Here is a 19,544-nt window from a genome sequence, read left to right on the forward strand (position 1 = left end):
TTTTCATTGCAATTCTCTGCACTTTTATCTTGCAAAATACAACTCGTTTGATGTCCTCAGGTAATTTAAGTGATTGTAAAGCTGCGATTCCATTATTGAAAAAACTTCATCACTTAGGAAACGGTCAATTTACAATAGCTATATTTGATGCTGGTTATGATGTTGAACCTATTTACCGTCAAGCCGTATCACAGTCCATGCGAGTCGTGATTCCTTACAACGTTCGCCGAGAAGGAGAATATATAGGATTCGATGAACATTTTCGTCCAACCTGTGTGCGTGAACATAGTTACCAATATGACAGCTTTGACGCTAAGTACAATACATTAAAATTCACACGTCCAAAGGAATGTGCAACTTGCCCATTACGAGAAGACACCCTTTGCCAAAAAGTTTTCAAAATCAAATGTGATATAGATATCCGTAAATTTACCTATCCAGCACGTGGGACAGAACGATGGAAACTGCTTTATCAAGAACGTACAGCAGTCGAACGCGTAAACGCTTATTTAAAGGAATACTTTCAATTTGTAAACGCTAAAATAGAATCAACAGAATTTGCTCATTTGGATTGAACACTTTTTCACTATTCAATACACTTCTAGTAAACTAGTAGTTTTAGTTTATTGGAGGCTGTACTAATGGAGGAGAAGTTAGTGTTATATGTAGATATTCACCGCTTGCATGATAGGAAATTACGAATTTCACAAATTGCAAAGCAGTTAAAAATTTCTCATAATACAGTTTATAAGTATTTAAGTATGACATTTGAAGAAGCGGTTGAAGAATTTGGTCCAATTGAGCGAAAGAAAAAATTAGATCCCTATCGGGATTGGATTGTGAATTGGTTACAAGAATATCCAAGTATCAGTGGAGCGCAAATTTTAGATTGGCTTCAAGAAAGGTTTCCTGACATTGTAGTTGGAGAAAGCACTGTTCGAAGATATGTCAATGAAATGAGAGAAATCTATCATATTGAAAAAACAAATGAACCTAGAGAATACGAAGCAGTTGTCGAGCAACCACCAGGCAAACAGATGCAAGTTGATTGGGGCCAAACAATTCAGAAAAACACTCAGAAAAAAGAAATAAAGCTTTATTTTATTGCCTTTGTGTTGGCTCATTCTCGGCAAAAGTATATGGAGTGGCAGGACCGTCCTTTTACTACACAGGATACCATTCGTTGTCATGAAAATGCATTTCGATTTTTTGAAGGAGTAACCGAAGAAATTGTTTATGGTCAAGACAATCTAATTGCAGTGAATGAAAATGCAGGAGACATTATTTTAACAAAAGAATTTCAAAAGTATGTAAAGGAACGAAAATTTAAGGTTTACCTTTGTAGAAAGGCTGATCCAGAATCAAAAGGAAAAATTGAAAATGTAGTGAAGTATGTGAAAAAGAATTTCGCTCTTCATCGTGTTTTTTCAACGATTGAAGATTGGAATGAAAAAGCGTGGAAATGGCTAGAACGAACGGGTAATTACAAAGTGCATCAAACCATAAAAAAGAGACCTTTCGAAGTGTTTCTCCTGGAAAAGCAACACTTACGAAAAATCTCTTCACCGCTTTCAGAAGTTGAAAGCAACCCTACAGAAATTATAACAAGGAATGTGAATAAGGACAACACGATTCGTTTTCAATCGAATCGATATTCAGTGCCGATTGGCACATACACGAAGTGTCCTCAAGTGAAGCTACAAATCAACGGGCAACAACTAATCATAGTAAACTCAACTACAGGTGAGATTCTTGCCAAACATACAATTAGTTCAGAAAAAGGAAAGCTGATTAAAAATACGAATCATACGAGAGATCGTTCTAAATCAATAGAAGCACTTAAACGACATGTATTGAACCTTTTTCAAAGAGAAGAAAAAGCAAAACAGTATATTGAGGAAATTTGTCATATTTATGGGCGTTATCGCCGTGACCAATTACTTTTATTAAAAAAAGTAGCCGAAGAGAATCCCCAATGGATTTCAGCTGCACTTGAGAAGTGTATGGGTGAAAAATTGTATAGTGCGAATGCCTTTCGTGATGTTGTGGATTATTTAAAACGGCAACAATTGCATCCCATTCCCAAAATTCATGTAGCATCCGCCACCTCTGTTTCAATACCTGTAGAAACAAGAGATTTGAAGGACTACATTCAACGAATGGGAGGAAATATGCATGAGTAAGAGTGTCACGGAAATTCAACAAGCCTTTAAACAATTGCGGTTAGCAGAGACAGCGGAGGAGCTCCCCGAGCTCCTTCGCAAAGCAGAGCAATCCTCATGGACATATTTAGAATTTTTAGAGGAGCTGACTACATTTGAATTAAAAAGGCGCGAAGAAAAAAGTATTCAAAAGCGATTAAACTGGGCTCGTTTTCCATTCCATAAACCGATCGAAACGTTTGATATAAACGAGCAAACAGCGATTACAGAACGTCAGTTAAAACAGCTCCGGGAGTATCAGTGGATTGAACAAACTTACAATATCATCTTGCTTGGTCCGCCAGGAGCGGGAAAAACATTATTATCGGTTGGTTTGGGAATTGAAGCGATTGAAAAAGGATATCAAGTATATTTTGTCACCATGGGAGATTTAATTGTTTTTGTCAATATAAAATTGAGCCACTTACTGAATGAAATTTACAAAATGGAGAATTTGGAGTGAGGAGATCATGCCTTGGAGAGGGACATTATCCTCTCACTCCTTGTGGATTGATTATTATTCTTCTGTTTTTCGATGTTTTAAACTTTCTCTGAAACGATAGGGTTCACCATTAAGCAAAAGGATATGTGCTTTATGAGTTAAGCGATCTAGTAATGCAGTCGTAATTTTTTCATTACCAAACAGATTTGTCCATTCAGAGAATTCTAGATTAGTTGTAATCATTACACTGCCACGTTCATAACGATTGGAAAAGAACTGAAACAGTAATTCGACTCCAATCTTAGAAAACGGAACATACCCTAATTCATCCACGATGATTACATCATATTTGAGCCACTTGTTTTCAAATGCACCTAGCTTATGTTCGTCGTTGGAGATGAGTAATTGTTCCACTAATTCGTAGGCAGTTGTAAATTTTACTTTGTAGCCGTTCAGAATCATTTCCATCCCAAGAGCGATTGCGAGGTGAGTTTTACCAGTACCACTATTGCCTAAGAAAATAATATTCTCTTTCCTTTCCACAAACTCACCTTTTGCAAGTTTCATCAATCGATTTTTGTTTAAACTGGGCATTAAGCTAAAATCATAGGTTTCTAATGTTTTATTAATGGGAGAAACAAGCCTACAGGCTTCAAATCGTTGTTCTGGGAGAGGATGAAGGTATTCTTTTTCTTTTTCCCACATTTCAACAACTAATTCGTTGGAATGAGGAACTTTTCTTTCCTTAGCATCTTCCAAACACCAATGGAATAAGTATTCATTTAATTCTTCAATCGATTGAACTTCAGGTTCAGGCACCAAAGCATTTCTTCGTACATAACCAACGGAACCTTCAACTCGTCCTTTTTCATTACCTGAGCTAGGATTACAGAATTCTGCTTTAAAGAGATAATGGGTTTGTAAAGCCAGAAATGATTCCTGCTCTAAGTGATTTCTTCCTTGAAGAATTTTCTGCACAGATGTTTTTAAATTATCAAAGAGTCCTTCTGTAGGGATACCTCCAAAAAATTCAAACGCATGAACAAAGCCATCTAAGAAAGCCTCTTGTTTTTCGTGGAGATACGCTCTGACAAAACGTACACGACTTGCCGAAAGTTGAGCGTAAAAGAGGAAAACGCGTCGTTTTTTACCCTGAAGAATAATATCCGCCTCTCCCCAGTCGAATGGGAATTGGTGGCCGAGTTGGAATTCAAGTGGAATGAAGACTTCTTGTAGTACTTTCTTGCGTTCTCTCACAATTTTTCTAATGTTGGATTCAGACTCCTTAAAACCATATTCACGAACGAGCCTTCGATGAATATTCGCAGCTGTATGTCTCTGTTTTCCCCATCGTTTGAAATCTTCTTCAAGCCATTGATCGATAATAGGCAATATTCGTTTCGTTTCACTTGAGAATTCCTTCTTTCCATAGGACTTTTCACGTTGAATAATGGTTGGTGGCTGATTCGATTTCAAATATTTACTTACAGTATTTCTTGAGATGCCAAGTTTATTAGCTATTTTTCGTTGAGATAAACCTTCTACCTCATATAGATATTTGATAATATGAAATTGAGCCATCTTAATCATCCTTTTTTATCTCTCCTTCGATTGAGTATTCGGAATTACTCAATCTTAAGAGGGAAGATAAAAATTGGAAATAGGGTGGCTCATTTTATATGTAATCGAAAGCCTTAAAAATGGCTCAAAATTAAATTATCAAATACATTCGGTATCAGCAAATGTTTTATGTGACGAAAGCGAAGCGACAGTCACAATGTGTGACGTCCTACTAATTCCAAGAAGTACCTATTATCATCACATAAAGAAACGTGAAGATGATGAAAGACAGGCTGAAGAAGCTTATTTACAAGATTTTTAAGCAAAGTCGCAATAACTATGGTACTCGTAAAATCAAAAAAGAATTAGAAAAGAAAGAAAAGATTGTTTCAAGTCGCCGAATTGGTCGAATCATGAAGCAGTTAAATTTGGTGTCAAACTATACGGTTGCCTATTACAAACCACCGAAAAAACAAAGTAATGAAGCCAAAATCGCCAATATTTTAAACCGAGCATTTCAACAAGAAAAGAAACTCTCTGTACTGGTCAGTGATTTAACATACGTACGTGTCGGAAAAAGGTGGAACTATGTATGTTTATTTGTCGACCTGTTCAATAGGGAAATTGTAGGTACAAGTGTAGGACTAAACAAAGATACCAACTTAGTCTATAAGGCGTTAAGTAGCATTCAAGGGAATTTAATGAATGTCCAATTATTCCATACAGATCGTGGTTCAGAATTTAACAATCAATTAATCGTTGAAGCAATTGAAACATTTTGTATCCAGCGATCTTTAAGTACCAAAGGATGTCCATATGACAATGCCGTAGCAGAAGCAACATTTAAAAGTTTCAAAATTGAATTTGTGTATCAGAAAACCTTCCAAACACTTGAACAACTCACCATCGAAATGTGGGATCATGTTAACTAGTGCAATCACATACAAATTCATGAAACATTAGGTTATTTAACACCAGTAGAGTATAAGCAAAAATATGGGCAAAGCAAGGGATAAGAAAACATCTAATTGAAGAAAGGCTTTACATGGAGAGGTGGGCATGACTGCCTTGATTGGCAGAGCCAGCCATATTATAAAGCTGGTTCCTTGGCTCGAGAGTCATGCCCGTAGAGGCTCCATGTCAAGCCACTTGGAACATAAGAAATTTTTAAGGAGAGCAAGAATTCTTAAACTAGGCCAACCCTTATAAATATTGTTCAATTTAATGTTGACATTCCACTCCTTCCTTGTGATAAGGATGATGATATTTTGATGTTACCATAACAAGAGAAAAGTTTTTTAAGAGAATATTAATATAAAAATTGAGGCTGTTCAGAAAGTGATTGACTTTCTGGACAGTCCCTTCCTTTTTAGGCTCTATAATATTTGGTGTTGGTGAGTATAAACCAGCACCAATTTTTTTGAACAAAAAAAATGAGACAGTGACAAAACTCTGGTAAAATGTAATCGCCAAAACACATTTTCCAAAGGAGTTGTGTCACATGTCTCACCATCATTCTATACGAAACCTACTCAATATAAAAGACAAAAATATCACATTTGATGAAAATTTTTGTTCTACCGAAACAATCAAAAAAGTAAAAGCGAAAGTCTTTCATGGGACGTTAACGTATCAACCAAAAGCTTGTTATGCTTGTGGACATGTCTTCGATGATCAAATCATTAAACACGGTTTTAAAACGTCTCTCATTAAAATGCCTAGCATTTCAGGTTTTCATACCTACTTAAAATTGCGTAAACAGCGTTATTTCTGTAAACATTGTCATTCCACGTTTACTTTAAAAACGAGCGTCGTGGCTAAAAACTGTTGTATTTCCAACAATACCAAAGTATCGATTGCTTTAAACGCCAAAGATAAAATATCCGAAAAAGATATTGCGATGAAACATAATGTTTCTCATGCCACTGTCAGTCGTGTCATTGACAGCTTTTATAGCTACTATCAACCAAATGTTCACTACCTTCCAAAGCATTTGTGTTTTGATGAGTTTAAATCAGTGAAATCCGCAGCTGGAGCGATGTCCTTTATTTTCTGCGACTCTGAAACGGGGGAGATTGTGGATATCGTGGAGGACCGGAGATTATCTGTCCTCAAAGAGTATTTCTTACGGTATTCCAAGAAGGCGAGAGATGCGGTAAAAACGATTGTCATCGATATGTATAGCCCTTATATTTCCTTAATCCAAGAAGTTTTCCCTAAAGCGGAAATCGTACTCGACAAATTCCATATCCTCCAACTATTTAGCAGAGCTTTAAACAAAACGCGCATCAACGTCATGAATCGGGATAAAAAGAATTACAATAAATTGAAAAAATACTGGAAGCTCCTTCTGAAAGATCAAACAAAACTTGATTATAAGAACTATACATATCATCGTTGCTTTAAAAAGCATATGTGTGAGGTGGAGATTCTCCACTATCTCATTGATTTAGATTCTGAATTAAAAGCGTCCTATGAGTTATACCAATACGTTCGACATTACATCAAAACCAAAGACTTTGAGCTCCTAAAGAAAACATTAGAGAATAAACAAAATATCGTTTCCAGCTATATGAAAACCGCCATCAAGACAATCAACAAATACATCAATTATGTCGAGAATACGCTAAAGTACGATTATAATAACGGCATTTTAGAGGGGATTAATAACAAAATCAAAGTGATTAAACGCATTTCTTTCGGTTATCGATCCTTCTATCACTTTAGAAACCGAATATTCATTACCCAAAACTTAGCGAAAATAAAAACAGCTTAGGGGAACCTCGAATTTCCCCTAAGCCATCCGATTACATATTACCAAATAATGTCACTAAAATTTATTCACCAACACCATTTGACAAAGAACCCCTTTTTACAAAAAATTGGTGCTGGTTTTTCTCACCAACACCACATATTGAAGAGTCATAATAAAAAGCCATCTATTAATGAGAGATGATTTTTTATCTATTTATTTAATAGGGACCATTTCACTTTCTGGGCAGCTGCCTCTGCAATTATATATGAAAATAGGTTAGATGGCATTTAAAAAATAGTTCAAATAATAAATAATACTTATTTTTTTCTTAAATATAATCCTTCAGTTGTAGTAATCATCTCAATAAGCTTTCTAGATTTTTCATCTTGATAATATAGAGAAACTATTAATTCATTTACCCAAGCAATCACCTTTAATTCTGGTAAATAGATTATAGTTTGTTCATACCCTCTAAGGCTCAGTTTTAAGAGACATGCTAATTCTATGGGGGTATTAACTTGAATGAATAGATAATCCTTAATTTTTATAAGGTAATTTCTTTCTTCCTCAGAGAGGTAATCTGGTAATCTTTTTGAGAAGTAAAAAGAGCTTTGTACCCATAACGGACTATAGCAGGACAATATTGTTAAAGTATTGATATATTTTCTTTCAACTTCAAAATATTCATTTACTGTTTGCTCTTTTCGAGTAAAAAAAACATCTAGTGGAGAAAACCATTCCATAGTTTTATTAATTATCATTGGAAAACGATCTATCAATACAAAATTTTCTGGATATAAATTGAAAAGCTCTTCTTCATTAATAAATCCATCACTATCAAATGGAATTGAAAGATTAAATGAAGCAATTATTTCTTTATATGTCATATTATTATAGTTCTCTTTCAATTTATAATAAACACCACTTTTCTATCTTAATATCTATTCAATATTTTTCCTTTTTCATCTAATGAAGCAACAGTATTTCCTTTATTATCTTTTAGTTTCCATTTTCTACCTCCATGTCCTGCTGTATCTTTATCTATTTGCCATCCCGTTTTTGGATCTTTATAGGCAGTTTTCCCATTTACTTTATCGGTAAATTTACCCAAATCTACATAACCATCATTATTTAATAGTTTTTTTGGAATTGCTTTGTATGCTATATTAATATTTTCAACTAAAGTTGGTTCTTTCAACCATAATTGATAAACTCCAGCTGCTACAGTTAATCCTGCTGCTGCCCAAACATAATCAGAGATAGCAATTGCTGGTACTACAAGTAATGGTAAAGCAGCAGGCTGTACTGAGTTATCCGTTTCAACTAAGAACTCTTTTTCGTTTACTATGAAAGATTCCTTTTCTAAGTTATTATTTTCCTGAGCATTAACCATTGGAATGTTTGATACTAATAATATTAAAACTGAAAAATATATTAAAAATTTTTTTATTGTACTCATATTTATCTACCACCCTATAAAAATATTTTAGTTATTACTATGCATAGTACCATTTATAACTCGAGTTATTTATATTATAAAATCAACCAGTTAATACAAGGAATAGTATATAATTACCAATTTTGTAAAATATAGATTATGTAATAAAGTGTAAATCATTTTCTAAATAAGGAAAATATTAGTAATAACAACATTTTTATAGTTTTATAGTAATTGAAAGAGTTTCTATTCTTTCAAGTGTGACGGTTAAAATAAGTGATCCAACATTTAAAGTTTACTTATGTGTAGAAATTATTATAAATTTTAAACTTGCCCCCAACAACATTTTGTAGATGGCATTTAGAATGGCATTTGATGTATTTTGATTTGTGCAAAAATACTTCTAATTATTTATTGATCTGTAGTTATTTTGTGTAAAAGTGGTTCGACTCCCGCCGTTTCCATACATTCATGAAAGTTAATTCGTATGCAAAAATAGCTACACTTTTTAGGTGTTTTTTATCCTTAGTTAAAAAACTCACCCATTCCTATAAACATGCTTACTGATATTTTTTGCCTAAAAATTGCACCAATAAGCACCAGAATAGAACGTTAGTTTGAGTTGTTTTTGAGTTATTCTACATAGAGGAGAATAACTCAAAATGTTGAGGGTATTGGGTCTAATGAATTTTGCGTTATCATTCTACAATGAGACGCTAAAATAACCATGTATACGGATATATCAATATATGGGTATATAAATAAACAAGTCTACAAATATATCATATATAGATATGTAAATATACAGGTATAGGATATATAAATGTATGAATATACAGGTGAATTTATGTAACCGTCAAGTAGAATTAAACAATTTTCCACAAATAATTTTAAACAGTTTTCTACAATTAAGATTCAACAGTTTGCTAAATTAAAATAATACCTTTCTGTATTTCATACGAATGCTATCCGTTTCGTTATCGAAAGTGATAATTTCACTCCTATGTAATAAACGGTCAAGTATAGCTGTTGTTAAAGTAGGATCACCAAGAAATTTTCCCCATTCATTTGGCCCTTTATTAGAGGTTAGAATGAATGCTGCTTTATCATATAAATCATAGATAAACTGGAAAAATAGATTGGCTTCCTGAGTCTCGTAAGTCATGTACATGACATCATCAATAATAATTAAATCCGAAGCTATAATACGTTTGTAGCGTATTTTAGATTTATTGATATATTCTTTTGTTTTTAAAATATACATAAGCTGATTCATGGAGACAAAGGATACTTTGTATCCTCTCTCCACAGCGTGTATTCCTAATGCAACGGATAAATGTGTTTTTCCTGCTCCTGTTGGTCCCATCAAAATTAAAGTAAAAAATTCTTCAATCCAATTCAGTTCTTTTAATACATTTAGTTGTTTTTCACCAAGAGCTGTTTGTTCCTTCAAATCATAGGTATCAAACGTCAATATTTCTGGGAACTCTGCCCATTTCATTAATCTCTCATTATTTTTCTGCTCTCTACATCGCATCTCATAGCTTAAGATTTCATAAACCAGTTCATGATATGTCCAATTCTTTGCTTCAGCTTCACGGAGTAAATTCGGTAATTCTTTAGCCGTCTCAGCGAGGCGCAAGGTACGACATTTATCTTGTAAAATTTCATAGGGATGATGATTCATTCATTTTCACCTCCAGATAAGACTTTTAAATAAATGTCTTCGGATCGTTCTGGTGCTGATAAATCTTTATACTTCTCATTCAATTCAACGATTTTAGGTGAACTTTTTTGATATTGTACAGATAATGCATGTGCAATATCCCGAAAATCATTTGCACTGGTCATTCCAAGTTTCTTCATTTCAGATAAAGCTTCCTCACAATGATTTGGGTAAATTCTGATGGCTTGTTGTAGTACTTTGAGTTGATCCACTAAATGACGTGGATATCGTTCTTTCAATTTGTGTATTAACCATTGAATATTCTCTTTATCTATGAATGTTTCTTGAATTTGATGAATTAAAAGATCTCGTTTACTTGTGCTATGTTCCCGATGGGAGGGATCTGTAATAATCAATCCTTTTCCTTCGGATATTCGGTGCTTTGCTAACTCCATCCCAGTTTCTTTCAGTCGAATAATTAACCAACCATCCTCTTCTTGTAAATAAGCAAGATTTGGGGCATCTGCTCTATATGTTCCTTTAGGAACGCTATATCGATTTCCTTCATAACGAATAACATTGTCCTTATGGATATTTCTTGTTATACTTGGAGTTGAAACATTTGCGAAAATGTAAGTACCAGAGACTTTCTTTAAGTGTTGCTTTTCCAGGGCGTGCACTTCAGAAGGTCTCTTTTTCGTATTATGATGAACTTTATAGTTTCCTGTTCTTTTCAACCAAGCGTGGCACGATTGATTCCAATCTGAAAGATGATCGAATACTCGATTTTTGCTAAAATTATTTTTTACAAATTTCACAACCTGTTCAATTTTACCTTTTGATTCCGGATCACTCTTTCTACATAAATAAACATTAAATTTACGGGTATGATGATATTTAGTAAATTCAGCTGTAAGAATTAAATCACCTGCATTTTCACTAACTGCTAATAACGCATCTTGGTCATAGACCATTTCTTCTGGCATTCCTCCAAAGTATTCAAATGCATTTTCATGCATTCGAATCATATCGGAAGTACGAAAAGGTCGATCGAGCCATTCTACATATTTATATCTTGAATGTGATAAAACAAATGCGATAAAATACAACTTTTTATTCTCACCTTGTCTGTTTTTGACGGTAGTTTGTCCAAAATCCACTTGAGCCTGTTTTCCCATTGGTAATTCTGGAACTACACTATATGTCCTCTGAACCTTTACCTTTGGAATCCGATAGTAATCCCTCATTTCGTTTAAATAATTTCGTACAGTGTTCTCAGCGACTTCCCTGAAACCTAACTTTTCTTCCAACCAATCATAAACTTGTGCAGCAGTTAAATCAGGATGTTCCTTCAACCACCCTAGAATTTGATCATGATAAGGGTCTAGTTTCTTTTCTCTTGTACGTAATGTACTTAAAAATTCTTCAAACTCATCAGTACTCATATTCAAATAATCTATCACTCTATTTCTTGAAATATTTAGTTTTCTTGCAATAGCACTCTTGGAGAATCCCTCTTTGTATAAACGATGAATCTCGATGTAAAGCATAAATCTGTTCACTCCTAATTCCTCACTTTCAATAGACTAGTAACAGTATATTTGAAAGTGATTGATGGTGGGGAAACTGTTTAATCTTATTTGGGGAATTCTGTTGAGTTCTATTTGTGGAAAACTGTTGATTCTAGTTTAGCGTTTACAATTTAATATACGTATATATATTTGTGGATATATTAAAATGTCTTTATGTGAATAAAAAGAATGAATGTAGGGGACTATAAATTGAATGTAAATTGACTGTAATTTTTATATTAAAATATAAAAATTATGATTTATTCTACAAAACTATAAAAAATTGATATATCAAGGTCCTGTGTAAGTTTATATAAAGTAGTAAAATTTGCGAATAAAAGAACGTAAAAAATACGGTCTTAAAGGCGCTCGTCGCGCACCACAATTCTCAAAACGTTAATATTATCAACGTTATCAAACCCTCTTCTCGCTTTCGGGAAGAGGGGTGTTTTTATGAGAAATTTGTTTTGCTGATACCGCTTAAATTTGTATTTTTAACGTGAGCCGTAGACATTCATTTCATAAATTTTTATCCGCTAATAAAACAAAGACCCTCGACTAATTCGAGGGTCTCAATTATTATGGGTTGGCTTTTTCAAGGGCAAGTCTTAAACCAAAACCAATCAAGATGGCACCAGTAATTCCTTCGATAACTTTTTGAGTGCGAGCATTTTTTATAAATGCACTAATATGATCGATTAAATAAATATAGAAAATGAACCACAGGGCCGTAAGAATGGTATAAGTAATTCCCATAATAAGGAACGGCATAAATGTATCGCTACTAGTATTTACAAATTGAGGGAAGAAGGTTAAGAAAAATAGTGCAACTTTAGGGTTTAATATATTAGTTAAAAATCCTTGTTTGAAACAAGATGTATTACTCAATGTACCTTCTTGCACAAATTCTACCTCTACTTCATCTTTCTTTTTTCTCAAAGACCAAAAAGTTTTAATTCCAAGATAAATTAAGTAAATGGCTCCAACATACTTAAAAATAGAAAATAAAAAGGCTGATTTTACAATGAGCGCAGATAATCCTAATATCGCGGCAGTAGTGTGAATTAGCAGGGCACAACAAGTACCTAAAGCAGTTTTCATTCCGCCAAATTTGCCACGAGTAACAGTGTTTTTAGTGACGATGGCAAAATCAGGGCCAGGTAAAAGGATTAACAAAACACACATCAACACAAATAGAAAAAAGTTTTCCATCATTTCATTCCTTTCGAACACGAAATTTCAGAATATTTATTGTTAAATTGTATTCAGTATTAGTGTTTTTTTCAATGGCCAGGAGCAAGATAAAAAACAATTATTTTACAAGGTACGGTTATTCTACTATAATGGCACTAGAACGAATAATTGAATAACAAACAAATAGGTTTCTTAAATGTAAATTCATTACATTTAAGACTAAGAGGGAAGTTGGTGAAAATCCAACACGGTCCCGCCACTGTAATCGGGTAGGAATGTTACGATTATCCACTGTGTTTTTAACATGGGAAGGAGTAACAAACCGATGATCCGTAAGTCAGGAGACCTGCCTATTTGTATTTTAAACATCCTTCGAGGAAAGGGATGTTTAAAGAGCAGATACCAATTGAATGTATATGTGTCATTATGCATATGGTTAGAGTATACATATCTGCCTTTACAACGCTTTCCAAGAGGGGGAAGCGTTTTTTATTTTTTATAAAAGGAGGAGACGAAAGATGTTAAAAATGAATCGAGCAATACTTCTAGCATTAGTTTTATTATTAACCATCCCATTCATTGCTGGTTGTGCTAGCAATGAAACAAATGATAACACCCAGGAAACGGTGACAAAAGAAAACGAATCGAAGAATGCTACTTTCCCAGTTACATTTACTGATGATGCAGGCAGGGAAATTACGATTGAAGAAGAACCAGAAACAATCGTTTCCATTCAAACAAGTAATACGGAAATTGCCTTTGCTCTTGGACTAGGCGACAAAATTATCGGTGTTTCAGATTATTGTAATTACCCGGCTGAAACAGAAAATATTACAAAGGTGGGAGGACAGGACATTAATGTGGAGCTAGTTCTATCTCTACTTCCAGATATAGCATTAGTGACAGATTATCATTACAAAGCTCATCCGACGGTATTAAAACAATTTGAAGAGGCGGGTATTCAAACCATCGTCGTTGGTAGTGCAGCATCTTTTGAAGATGTTTATGAAAACATTGAAATGATAGGTTTAGCCACTGGAACAAAAGATAAAGCTTTAGAGATTATTGCTGATATGAAAAAACGTCATGAAGCCATTAAAGAGAAAGCGAAAGCCATTGCAGATAAAAAAAGAGTTTGGGTTGAAGTATCACCAGAACCAGATATTTTTACGACTGGAAAAAATACATTTATGCATGAAATGTTAGAATCCATCCAAGCCATTAACGTAGCAGGTGATCAAGTAGGATGGGTAAAGATGAATGAGGAAGAAATAGTAAAATTAAACCCGGATGTGATTATAACGACATACGGCTATTATATAGAGAATCCAAAGGAACAAGTACTTGCTCGTGATGGTTGGCAAGCGGTTCCTGCGGTAAAAAATGGCGAAGTTTACGATGTGGACAGCGATACAGTAACAAGACCAGGCCCTCGTTTAATTGAAGGAGTCGAGACCCTTGCGAAACTTATTTATCCTGAAATTTTTGAATAATAAAATTGGTTGGATTTATGTAGGGAGTGGTATTCTTTTTGCCGCGGCAATCATTTTAGGTTTATTTATAAGCAGTGTACCCGTTGCTGTGGAAAAAATTATCCAAATAATATTTGAGAAAACCCTCCATATCACTTGGATGGAAGTACCAAAAAATGAGGAAATGATTATTTGGAATATTCGATTGCCGAGAGTCATCCTTGCCTTTTGTGTTGGGGCATCCCTATCGCTAGCGGGGGCTGCTTTCCAAGGCCTTTTACGAAATCCATTAGCAGATCCATATACAATTGGTGTATCATCAGGCGCCTCTTTAGGAGCAGTGTTAGTTATATTTTTCCAAGTTACCATAATAGGATTAGGAAATTTTACGCTTCCAATCGTCGCAATTGTAAGTGGTTTTATCACTTTATTAATTGTATTTGGGTTGGTAAGGCTAAGCAGTAGAAGTTTAGCAATCGAAACGATTGTGCTTGCAGGTATTATCGTCAGTTCCTTTATCAGTGCCATTGTCTCTCTAATCATTTCATTGGGAGATCGAGATGCAATGACCCAAATTCTTTATTGGTTATATGGGAGCGTTGGAATGAGAGGTTGGGAATACATACAACTCATCATCCCGTTTATGATATTGGGGACATTCATTTTGTTAATTCATTCTCGAGAATTAAATGCCTTTGCACTTGGTGAAGAGGCTGCAGATCATATTGGTGTCAATGTCAAAAGAGGCAAGACTATGATATTAATTGGTGCATCGTTATTAACTGGAGCATCGGTTGCTGTTTCTGGTTCCATTGGTTTTGTTGGTCTCGTCATCCCTCATCTTGTACGACTCCTTGTTGGACCAAATCATCGACATGTATTACCGTTGTCATTTATCATTGGTGGTACTTTTCTAATGTTTGCGGATTTGCTGGCTCGAATTGTTATTGCACCGCGAGAATTGCCAATTGGAGTTATAACAGCGATTATCGGTGCACCGGTATTTGCGTTTCTGCTAATAAGAGAAAAGATTGGAAGGGGGCAAAAATAGATGCTAAAGATTCAAAATGTGACGGGTGGATATAGCAATAACCCGATCCTAAGAAATATTGATATAGAAGTACAAAATGGTGATTTTTTTGCCCTTCTCGGCCCAAATGGAAGTGGAAAAACAACGCTCTTTAAATTAATTACCGGTCAGTTGCCTATTCAAAAGGGGAAAGTATTGTTATCGGGTAAGGATATCTCATCTTATTCAAAATTAGAAAAAGCAAAGAAAATCGCAGTTCTTTCCCAAGATACTTCTGTTTCTTTTGACTATACAGTTGAAGAAATCGTCAGTCTTGGGCGATACCCTCATCAAAAAGGAATATTGAAAAATTTATCAAAAAAAGATTGGCATATAATTGAAGAAGTAATGGAACTAACGAAAGTAACTGAATTTAGGCATACTCAATTTCGAAAGATTAGCGGCGGTGAAAAGCAACGGGTGCTATTAGCAAAAGCGTTGGCTCAAGAACCGGAGCTACTACTGTTAGATGAGCCTACAAATCATTTAGATATAAAACATACCTTTCAACTATTAGATTTATTAAAAAAGAGGCAAGAAGAAAAAGGATTAACGATTTTTTCAATTTTACACGATTTAAATGTGGCATCGCTTTATGCAGACCGATTCGCACTGCTGTACAACGGTAGTTTATTAAAAGTTGGGGATGCAAGCTTACTAAAGGAAGTAGATACTTTAAATAAAATATATCAAGTACAAATCCATGTCCAACCGCATCCAACAGTCCCTAAACCGCAACTATTACTAGCACCAAGTTTACCGAATTCAACACATTCTACGTTCTTTAAGGGAAATTATAAAATAAACAACAATGAACAATTTGTTCATGTTCAATTTCAAAAACCACTACGAACGATATCAAATGGAATGGTAGGAAATGGTATACAGTGGATAAAAGATTATTGCATCTTTTCGTGTAAACAATATTCCACAATTCCCCCAGAGGAAGAAATACAAACCATCATGGAACAATACTCTATTACTCCCGAACAAACAGTTGCCACAATTGTTGAAGGGAACATAGGTGATGTCGTTGAAGTTGAGAGAGAAATTGAGGATACAAAAATTCTCATCATCGTTACACCTACGAAAATGAATGAAAAAATTCGCGGATTCAATATGATGGTTTTTATGGATGGATATTTTAACGAGGGAGCTTTAGTTAATAGTTTGCTTATTGCAACAAAAGAAAAAATGAAAGCAATGCAACAATTTGGAATGGATGAAGCTAATGAAACAAATGAGGCTCTCTATTTAGCGGTTACGCAAAAAGGTGATAAGTCAGTAACGCAAAGAGCTGTCGAGGCAACTTTGCGAGAGATGGTACAACTTGCTGTAAAACAAGTATATCAAAAAGAAAAAGTTGTTGTTTGATTGAACAATTGAATACTTTCAATAAAGGGGGAGTATGGTGAGATTAATCTCCATTTGTCCAAGCAATACAGAGCTAGTAGGTTATTTAGGTTTGACACCTTCACTTGTTGGAGTAGATGACTACTCCGACTGGCCAGAAGATATTCATCAATTGCCGAGATTAGGTCCTGATTTAGATATTGATATAGATAAAGTAGAAGCATTGCAGCCTGATTTAGTATTGGCATCCCTCTCAGTACCGGGCATGGAAAAGAATATTGAAAGGCTGGAAAAACGGAATATTCCATATTGTATAGTACCTAATCCAAACACATTAACGGAAGTGGGAGAAAGTTTATTATTCGTTGGCAATGCAACAAACACAAAGGACAAGGCCAAGGAATTGTACGATCAATATATTCATTTGCTTGAACAATATCGCAGTTTATCAGAACAAGTTGATAATCCAAAAACCGTTTACTTCGAATGGTGGGCAAAACCGATTTTTACCCCTGGTGCAACGAATTGGTTAACCGAAATGTGTGAGCTTGCTGGAGGGCGAAATATTTTCCAAGATATACACAAATCAAGTGTCCAAACAGATTGGGAAGAAGTGAAAAGCAGAAATCCAGACGTATTTTGTGTGGCTTGGGTAGGAGTTGAAACGAAAAGAGTCAATCCAAAAGTAATATTAAAAAGACCAGGTGTACATGAGATAAAAGCAATTCAAATCAATGAATTATATATTTTAGAAGAATCTTTATTTTGCCGTCCTTCACTAAAACTCGCACAAGGTTTAGTGAAATTAGGTTCTATCTTACATCCTCATATTTATCCTTCGTATGATCAAAAGAAAGATCCATTATTAGATAATAAGTAAATCCTGCTCATAGAGAGTAGGATTTTTTGTTTGGTTGCAATCATTCAATTATAGCTATTAAGATTCATCTTAAAGGATTAGTGTATCAAAAAATGGTTAAAGTTAATGATAGAAAAAACTCAAGGGGGACGGACATGAAGATTTATATTCCTTTTTTAATAATTGCTTTAGTCTTAACTGGTTGTTCACCTAAACAACCACCGAAAGCAAATGAACAAAAGACTGAAACTACAGCAAGCCAACAAATAGAAATCATAGCAACTGATCTTCTAATTCCGTGGTCCATCAACAAAATAGGGAATACATTCTACCTTTCTGAGCGTGGCGGAAATATTGTAAAAGTAGAAAACGGACAAGTGGAAAAACAGCAATTACAACTCGAAAAACCTATTTCAACGGCATCGGAAGCTGGTTTTTTAGGATTTGTCTTAGCACCAGACTTTGTCGAATCAAATCAGGCTTACGGATATTACACTTACGAAGATGATACAGGTCAATTTAATCGCATTGTTCGCTTAAAGCTAGAAAATGATACTTGGAGAGAAGAGGAAGTACTACTAGATCAAATTCCAAGTGGACGGGTTCATCATGGAGGTCGACTTAAAATTGGCCCAGATGGTAAACTTTATGCAACAACTGGCGATGCATTACAGTCTGATAGCGCTCAAGATGTTAACTCATTAGGTGGAAAAATTCTCAGACTTCACTTAGATGGATCGATTCCATCCGATAATCCTTTTCCTAACTCTTACGTATATAGTTTTGGACATCGAAATCCTCAAGGTTTAACATGGGCACCAGATGGAACGATGTATGCAAGTGAACATGGCAATAATGCGAATGATGAAATAAACCGTATTGAACCTGGTAAAAACTATGGTTGGCCAGAGATTGAAGGAACTAGAGAAAAAGAAAATATGGTTGCTCCTCTCTTTACATCAGGCTCAGACAATACGTGGGCTCCTTCCGGAATTGCCTATTTTGATAACAAGCTTTACGTTGCCGCTTTAAGGGGTAGTGCTGTATTGGAATTTAACTTAAATACTGGTGCAAATAGAGAAATCGTTAATGGACTTGGTAGAATTCGTGATGTCTTAATTGAGGAGAATAACTTGTACTTTATCACCAATAATACAGACGGTCGTGGAAACCCAGAAAGAAATGATGATAAATTATATCGCATTTCGCTATCAGCTATCGATTAAATCGAAAAGATTGAAAAAACATGGGGCTGCTCACAGTCATGATTCCTTGAGAGCCCCATTATTGCTCACTTTTTAAACGGATTTTTCCACTCCATTAACACTCCATAATTACAGGATTCTTCATCTTCTAAATAGTTTTCAACAATCGCAATAGGGACACGCCCGCAACTTAACAGAAAAGTGATAACGGGATCTTGTAATGTTCCGTTGATGACCGCCTCTAAATACTCTTCCACACTCATCTTATTCGCATATTTGCTATAGCCCGGTATTCTTCCACCACCTAAAAGGCGATCTAGTTTCTTTTCGATTACAATATGATACATTGTCTGCATCATGAGTTTACCAAGGCCTAATGAACGAAAGCTTGGTCGAACACAAATATCGACAATGTATAAAGTATTTCCATTTGCATCATGATTTGTAATATAACCATTGTCGGTTATTTCTGCCCAAGAATGTTTTGGTTTGGCAGGGTCAAATTGTACACAGAGACTTGTTAAGGAACTAGCTAGTTTTCCATCAATTTCAACACATATAGCACCTTCGGGAAAAATATTAATATGATTTTTTAATTGTTTTTCATTCCACAATAGTTCTTGTGGAAATGGTGGAGGGAAAGATTCAACTTGAAGGTCGATTAGCTGTATAAAATCTTCTTTTCTATAATTACGAATGACGATAGGAACGGCTTTTTGTCCGATTAAAATAAACTGTTCGCTTCTGTACATGGATTCT

At 34.8% G+C, this 19,544-nt stretch carries 17 protein-coding genes, 2 pseudogenes and 1 riboswitch; of the genes and pseudogenes, 12 read left to right on the forward strand and 7 right to left on the reverse strand.

The features are described from left to right. Positions 1-23: 23 nt before the first annotated feature. From NST98_RS13675 to NST98_RS13685, 3 genes and pseudogenes are all read left to right on the forward strand, one after another. Positions 24-572: pseudogene (locus NST98_RS13675) on the forward strand (transposase); the annotation flags it as partial. Positions 573-656: 84 nt separating this feature from the next. Beyond that, the gene (istA, locus tag NST98_RS13680) at positions 657-2,183 is read left to right on the forward strand and encodes an IS21 family transposase (protein ID WP_340715746.1); all 1,527 of its coding nucleotides are present in this window, start codon (positions 657-659) and stop codon (positions 2,181-2,183) included. Beyond that, entirely contained in the window at positions 2,176-2,664 is a 489-nt protein-coding gene (locus tag NST98_RS13685) for an ATP-binding protein (protein WP_016839619.1), read from the forward strand. The genes istA (NST98_RS13680) and NST98_RS13685 overlap by 8 nt, the downstream gene beginning before the upstream one ends. 54 nt (positions 2,665-2,718) lie before the next feature. Here the strand turns inward: NST98_RS13685 and istA (NST98_RS13690) are convergent, their stop codons facing one another. Beyond that, positions 2,719-4,233: an IS21 family transposase gene (istA, locus tag NST98_RS13690; protein WP_050988866.1), complete on the reverse strand. Its 1,515-nt coding sequence runs from the start codon at positions 4,231-4,233 to the stop codon at positions 2,719-2,721. A gap of 64 nt (positions 4,234-4,297) precedes the next feature. On the opposite strand from istA (NST98_RS13690), the gene NST98_RS13695 reads away from it, so the two are divergent. The 3 genes from NST98_RS13695 to NST98_RS13705 all read left to right on the forward strand — a co-directional run bounded on the left by NST98_RS13695 (position 4,298) and on the right by NST98_RS13705 (position 6,979). Then, positions 4,298-4,525 (forward strand): hypothetical protein, encoded by a 228-nt coding sequence (locus tag NST98_RS13695; protein WP_016839621.1) that lies wholly within the window; start codon positions 4,298-4,300, stop codon positions 4,523-4,525. Continuing rightward, the gene (locus NST98_RS13700) at positions 4,482-5,135 is read left to right on the forward strand and encodes an IS3 family transposase (protein WP_016839622.1); all 654 of its coding nucleotides are present in this window, start codon (positions 4,482-4,484) and stop codon (positions 5,133-5,135) included. Before NST98_RS13695 ends, NST98_RS13700 begins: the two co-directional genes overlap by 44 nt. A 569-nt stretch (positions 5,136-5,704) precedes the next feature. Beyond that, entirely contained in the window at positions 5,705-6,979 is a 1,275-nt protein-coding gene (locus NST98_RS13705; protein ID WP_340715043.1) for an ISL3 family transposase, read from the forward strand. Between the two features lie 296 nt (positions 6,980-7,275). Here the strand turns inward: NST98_RS13705 and NST98_RS13710 are convergent, their stop codons facing one another. The 4 genes from NST98_RS13710 to istA (NST98_RS13725) all read right to left on the reverse strand — a co-directional run bounded on the left by NST98_RS13710 (position 7,276) and on the right by istA (NST98_RS13725) (position 11,612). Beyond that, positions 7,276-7,845 carry a hypothetical protein gene (locus NST98_RS13710; RefSeq protein ID WP_016839623.1) on the reverse strand — a complete coding sequence of 190 codons (570 nt, stop codon included), beginning with the start codon at positions 7,843-7,845 and terminating at the stop codon, positions 7,276-7,278. Positions 7,846-7,892: 47 nt separating this feature from the next. Next, positions 7,893-8,417 (reverse strand): hypothetical protein, encoded by a 525-nt coding sequence (locus NST98_RS13715; protein ID WP_016839624.1) that lies wholly within the window; start codon positions 8,415-8,417, stop codon positions 7,893-7,895. 910 nt (positions 8,418-9,327) lie between these two features. After that, complete coding sequence (istB, locus tag NST98_RS13720; RefSeq protein WP_016839664.1) at positions 9,328-10,083, reverse strand: IS21-like element helper ATPase IstB; 756 nt, start codon at positions 10,081-10,083, stop codon at positions 9,328-9,330. Beyond that, entirely contained in the window at positions 10,080-11,612 is a 1,533-nt protein-coding gene (gene istA / locus NST98_RS13725; RefSeq protein ID WP_016839663.1) for an IS21 family transposase, read from the reverse strand. Before istA (NST98_RS13725) ends, istB begins: the two co-directional genes overlap by 4 nt. Before the next feature lie 352 nt (positions 11,613-11,964). On the opposite strand from istA (NST98_RS13725), the pseudogene rpsI reads away from it, so the two are divergent. Continuing rightward, a pseudogene (gene rpsI / locus NST98_RS13730) lies at positions 11,965-12,033 on the forward strand (30S ribosomal protein S9); the annotation flags it as partial. Between the two features lie 179 nt (positions 12,034-12,212). On the opposite strand, the gene NST98_RS13735 reads toward rpsI, so the two are convergent. Then, the gene (locus NST98_RS13735; RefSeq protein WP_016839496.1) at positions 12,213-12,845 is read right to left on the reverse strand and encodes a LysE family translocator; all 633 of its coding nucleotides are present in this window, start codon (positions 12,843-12,845) and stop codon (positions 12,213-12,215) included. A gap of 150 nt (positions 12,846-12,995) precedes the next feature. Beyond that, a riboswitch (cobalamin riboswitch) is annotated at positions 12,996-13,195 on the forward strand. 150 nt (positions 13,196-13,345) lie between these two features. Here NST98_RS13735 and NST98_RS13740 point away from each other — a divergent pair. The 5 genes from NST98_RS13740 to NST98_RS13760 all read left to right on the forward strand — a co-directional run bounded on the left by NST98_RS13740 (position 13,346) and on the right by NST98_RS13760 (position 18,806). After that, positions 13,346-14,320, forward strand: a complete 975-nt coding sequence (locus NST98_RS13740) for an ABC transporter substrate-binding protein (protein ID WP_016839498.1) — start codon at positions 13,346-13,348, stop codon at positions 14,318-14,320. Next, entirely contained in the window at positions 14,286-15,350 is a 1,065-nt protein-coding gene (locus NST98_RS13745; RefSeq protein ID WP_016839499.1) for a FecCD family ABC transporter permease, read from the forward strand. The genes NST98_RS13740 and NST98_RS13745 overlap by 35 nt, the downstream gene beginning before the upstream one ends. Further along, on the forward strand, positions 15,351-16,742 hold the full coding sequence (locus tag NST98_RS13750) for an ABC transporter ATP-binding protein (RefSeq protein ID WP_168412782.1): 1,392 nt from the start codon (positions 15,351-15,353) through the stop codon (positions 16,740-16,742). 37 nt (positions 16,743-16,779) lie between these two features. Continuing rightward, positions 16,780-17,601 carry a cobalamin-binding protein gene (locus NST98_RS13755; RefSeq protein ID WP_096550111.1) on the forward strand — a complete coding sequence of 274 codons (822 nt, stop codon included), beginning with the start codon at positions 16,780-16,782 and terminating at the stop codon, positions 17,599-17,601. 134 nt (positions 17,602-17,735) lie between these two features. Continuing rightward, positions 17,736-18,806, forward strand: a complete 1,071-nt coding sequence (locus NST98_RS13760; protein ID WP_340715327.1) for a PQQ-dependent sugar dehydrogenase — start codon at positions 17,736-17,738, stop codon at positions 18,804-18,806. Positions 18,807-18,871: 65 nt separating this feature from the next. Here the strand turns inward: NST98_RS13760 and NST98_RS13765 are convergent, their stop codons facing one another. Next, complete coding sequence (locus tag NST98_RS13765) at positions 18,872-19,537, reverse strand: GNAT family N-acetyltransferase (RefSeq protein WP_340715328.1); 666 nt, start codon at positions 19,535-19,537, stop codon at positions 18,872-18,874. Positions 19,538-19,544: the final 7 nt, after the last annotated feature.

This window comes from Ureibacillus sp. FSL W8-0352, from assembly GCF_038004345.1.
Classification (GTDB): domain Bacteria; phylum Bacillota; class Bacilli; order Bacillales_A; family Planococcaceae; genus Ureibacillus; species Ureibacillus thermosphaericus.

What these genes read in the sequence shown, in the direction of transcription:
- istB (WP_016839664.1), bottom strand. Translation starts at nt 10,083, where the DNA reads ATGAATCATCATCCCTATGAAATTTTACAAGATAAATGTCGTACCTTG.
- NST98_RS13705 (WP_340715043.1), top strand. Translation starts at nt 5,705, where the DNA reads ATGTCTCACCATCATTCTATACGAAACCTACTCAATATAAAAGACAAA.
- istA (WP_050988866.1), bottom strand. Translation starts at nt 4,233, where the DNA reads ATGATTAAGATGGCTCAATTTCATATTATCAAATATCTATATGAGGTA.
- NST98_RS13750 (WP_168412782.1), top strand. Translation starts at nt 15,351, where the DNA reads ATGCTAAAGATTCAAAATGTGACGGGTGGATATAGCAATAACCCGATC.
- NST98_RS13735 (WP_016839496.1), bottom strand. Translation starts at nt 12,845, where the DNA reads ATGGAAAACTTTTTTCTATTTGTGTTGATGTGTGTTTTGTTAATCCTT.
- NST98_RS13685 (WP_016839619.1), top strand. Translation starts at nt 2,176, where the DNA reads ATGAGTAAGAGTGTCACGGAAATTCAACAAGCCTTTAAACAATTGCGG.
- NST98_RS13760 (WP_340715327.1), top strand. Translation starts at nt 17,736, where the DNA reads ATGAAGATTTATATTCCTTTTTTAATAATTGCTTTAGTCTTAACTGGT.
- NST98_RS13715 (WP_016839624.1), bottom strand. Translation starts at nt 8,417, where the DNA reads ATGAGTACAATAAAAAAATTTTTAATATATTTTTCAGTTTTAATATTA.
- NST98_RS13700 (WP_016839622.1), top strand. Translation starts at nt 4,482, where the DNA reads ATGATGAAAGACAGGCTGAAGAAGCTTATTTACAAGATTTTTAAGCAA.
- istA (WP_016839663.1), bottom strand. Translation starts at nt 11,612, where the DNA reads ATGCTTTACATCGAGATTCATCGTTTATACAAAGAGGGATTCTCCAAG.
- NST98_RS13710 (WP_016839623.1), bottom strand. Translation starts at nt 7,845, where the DNA reads ATGACATATAAAGAAATAATTGCTTCATTTAATCTTTCAATTCCATTT.
- NST98_RS13765 (WP_340715328.1), bottom strand. Translation starts at nt 19,537, where the DNA reads ATGTACAGAAGCGAACAGTTTATTTTAATCGGACAAAAAGCCGTTCCT.
- NST98_RS13740 (WP_016839498.1), top strand. Translation starts at nt 13,346, where the DNA reads ATGTTAAAAATGAATCGAGCAATACTTCTAGCATTAGTTTTATTATTA.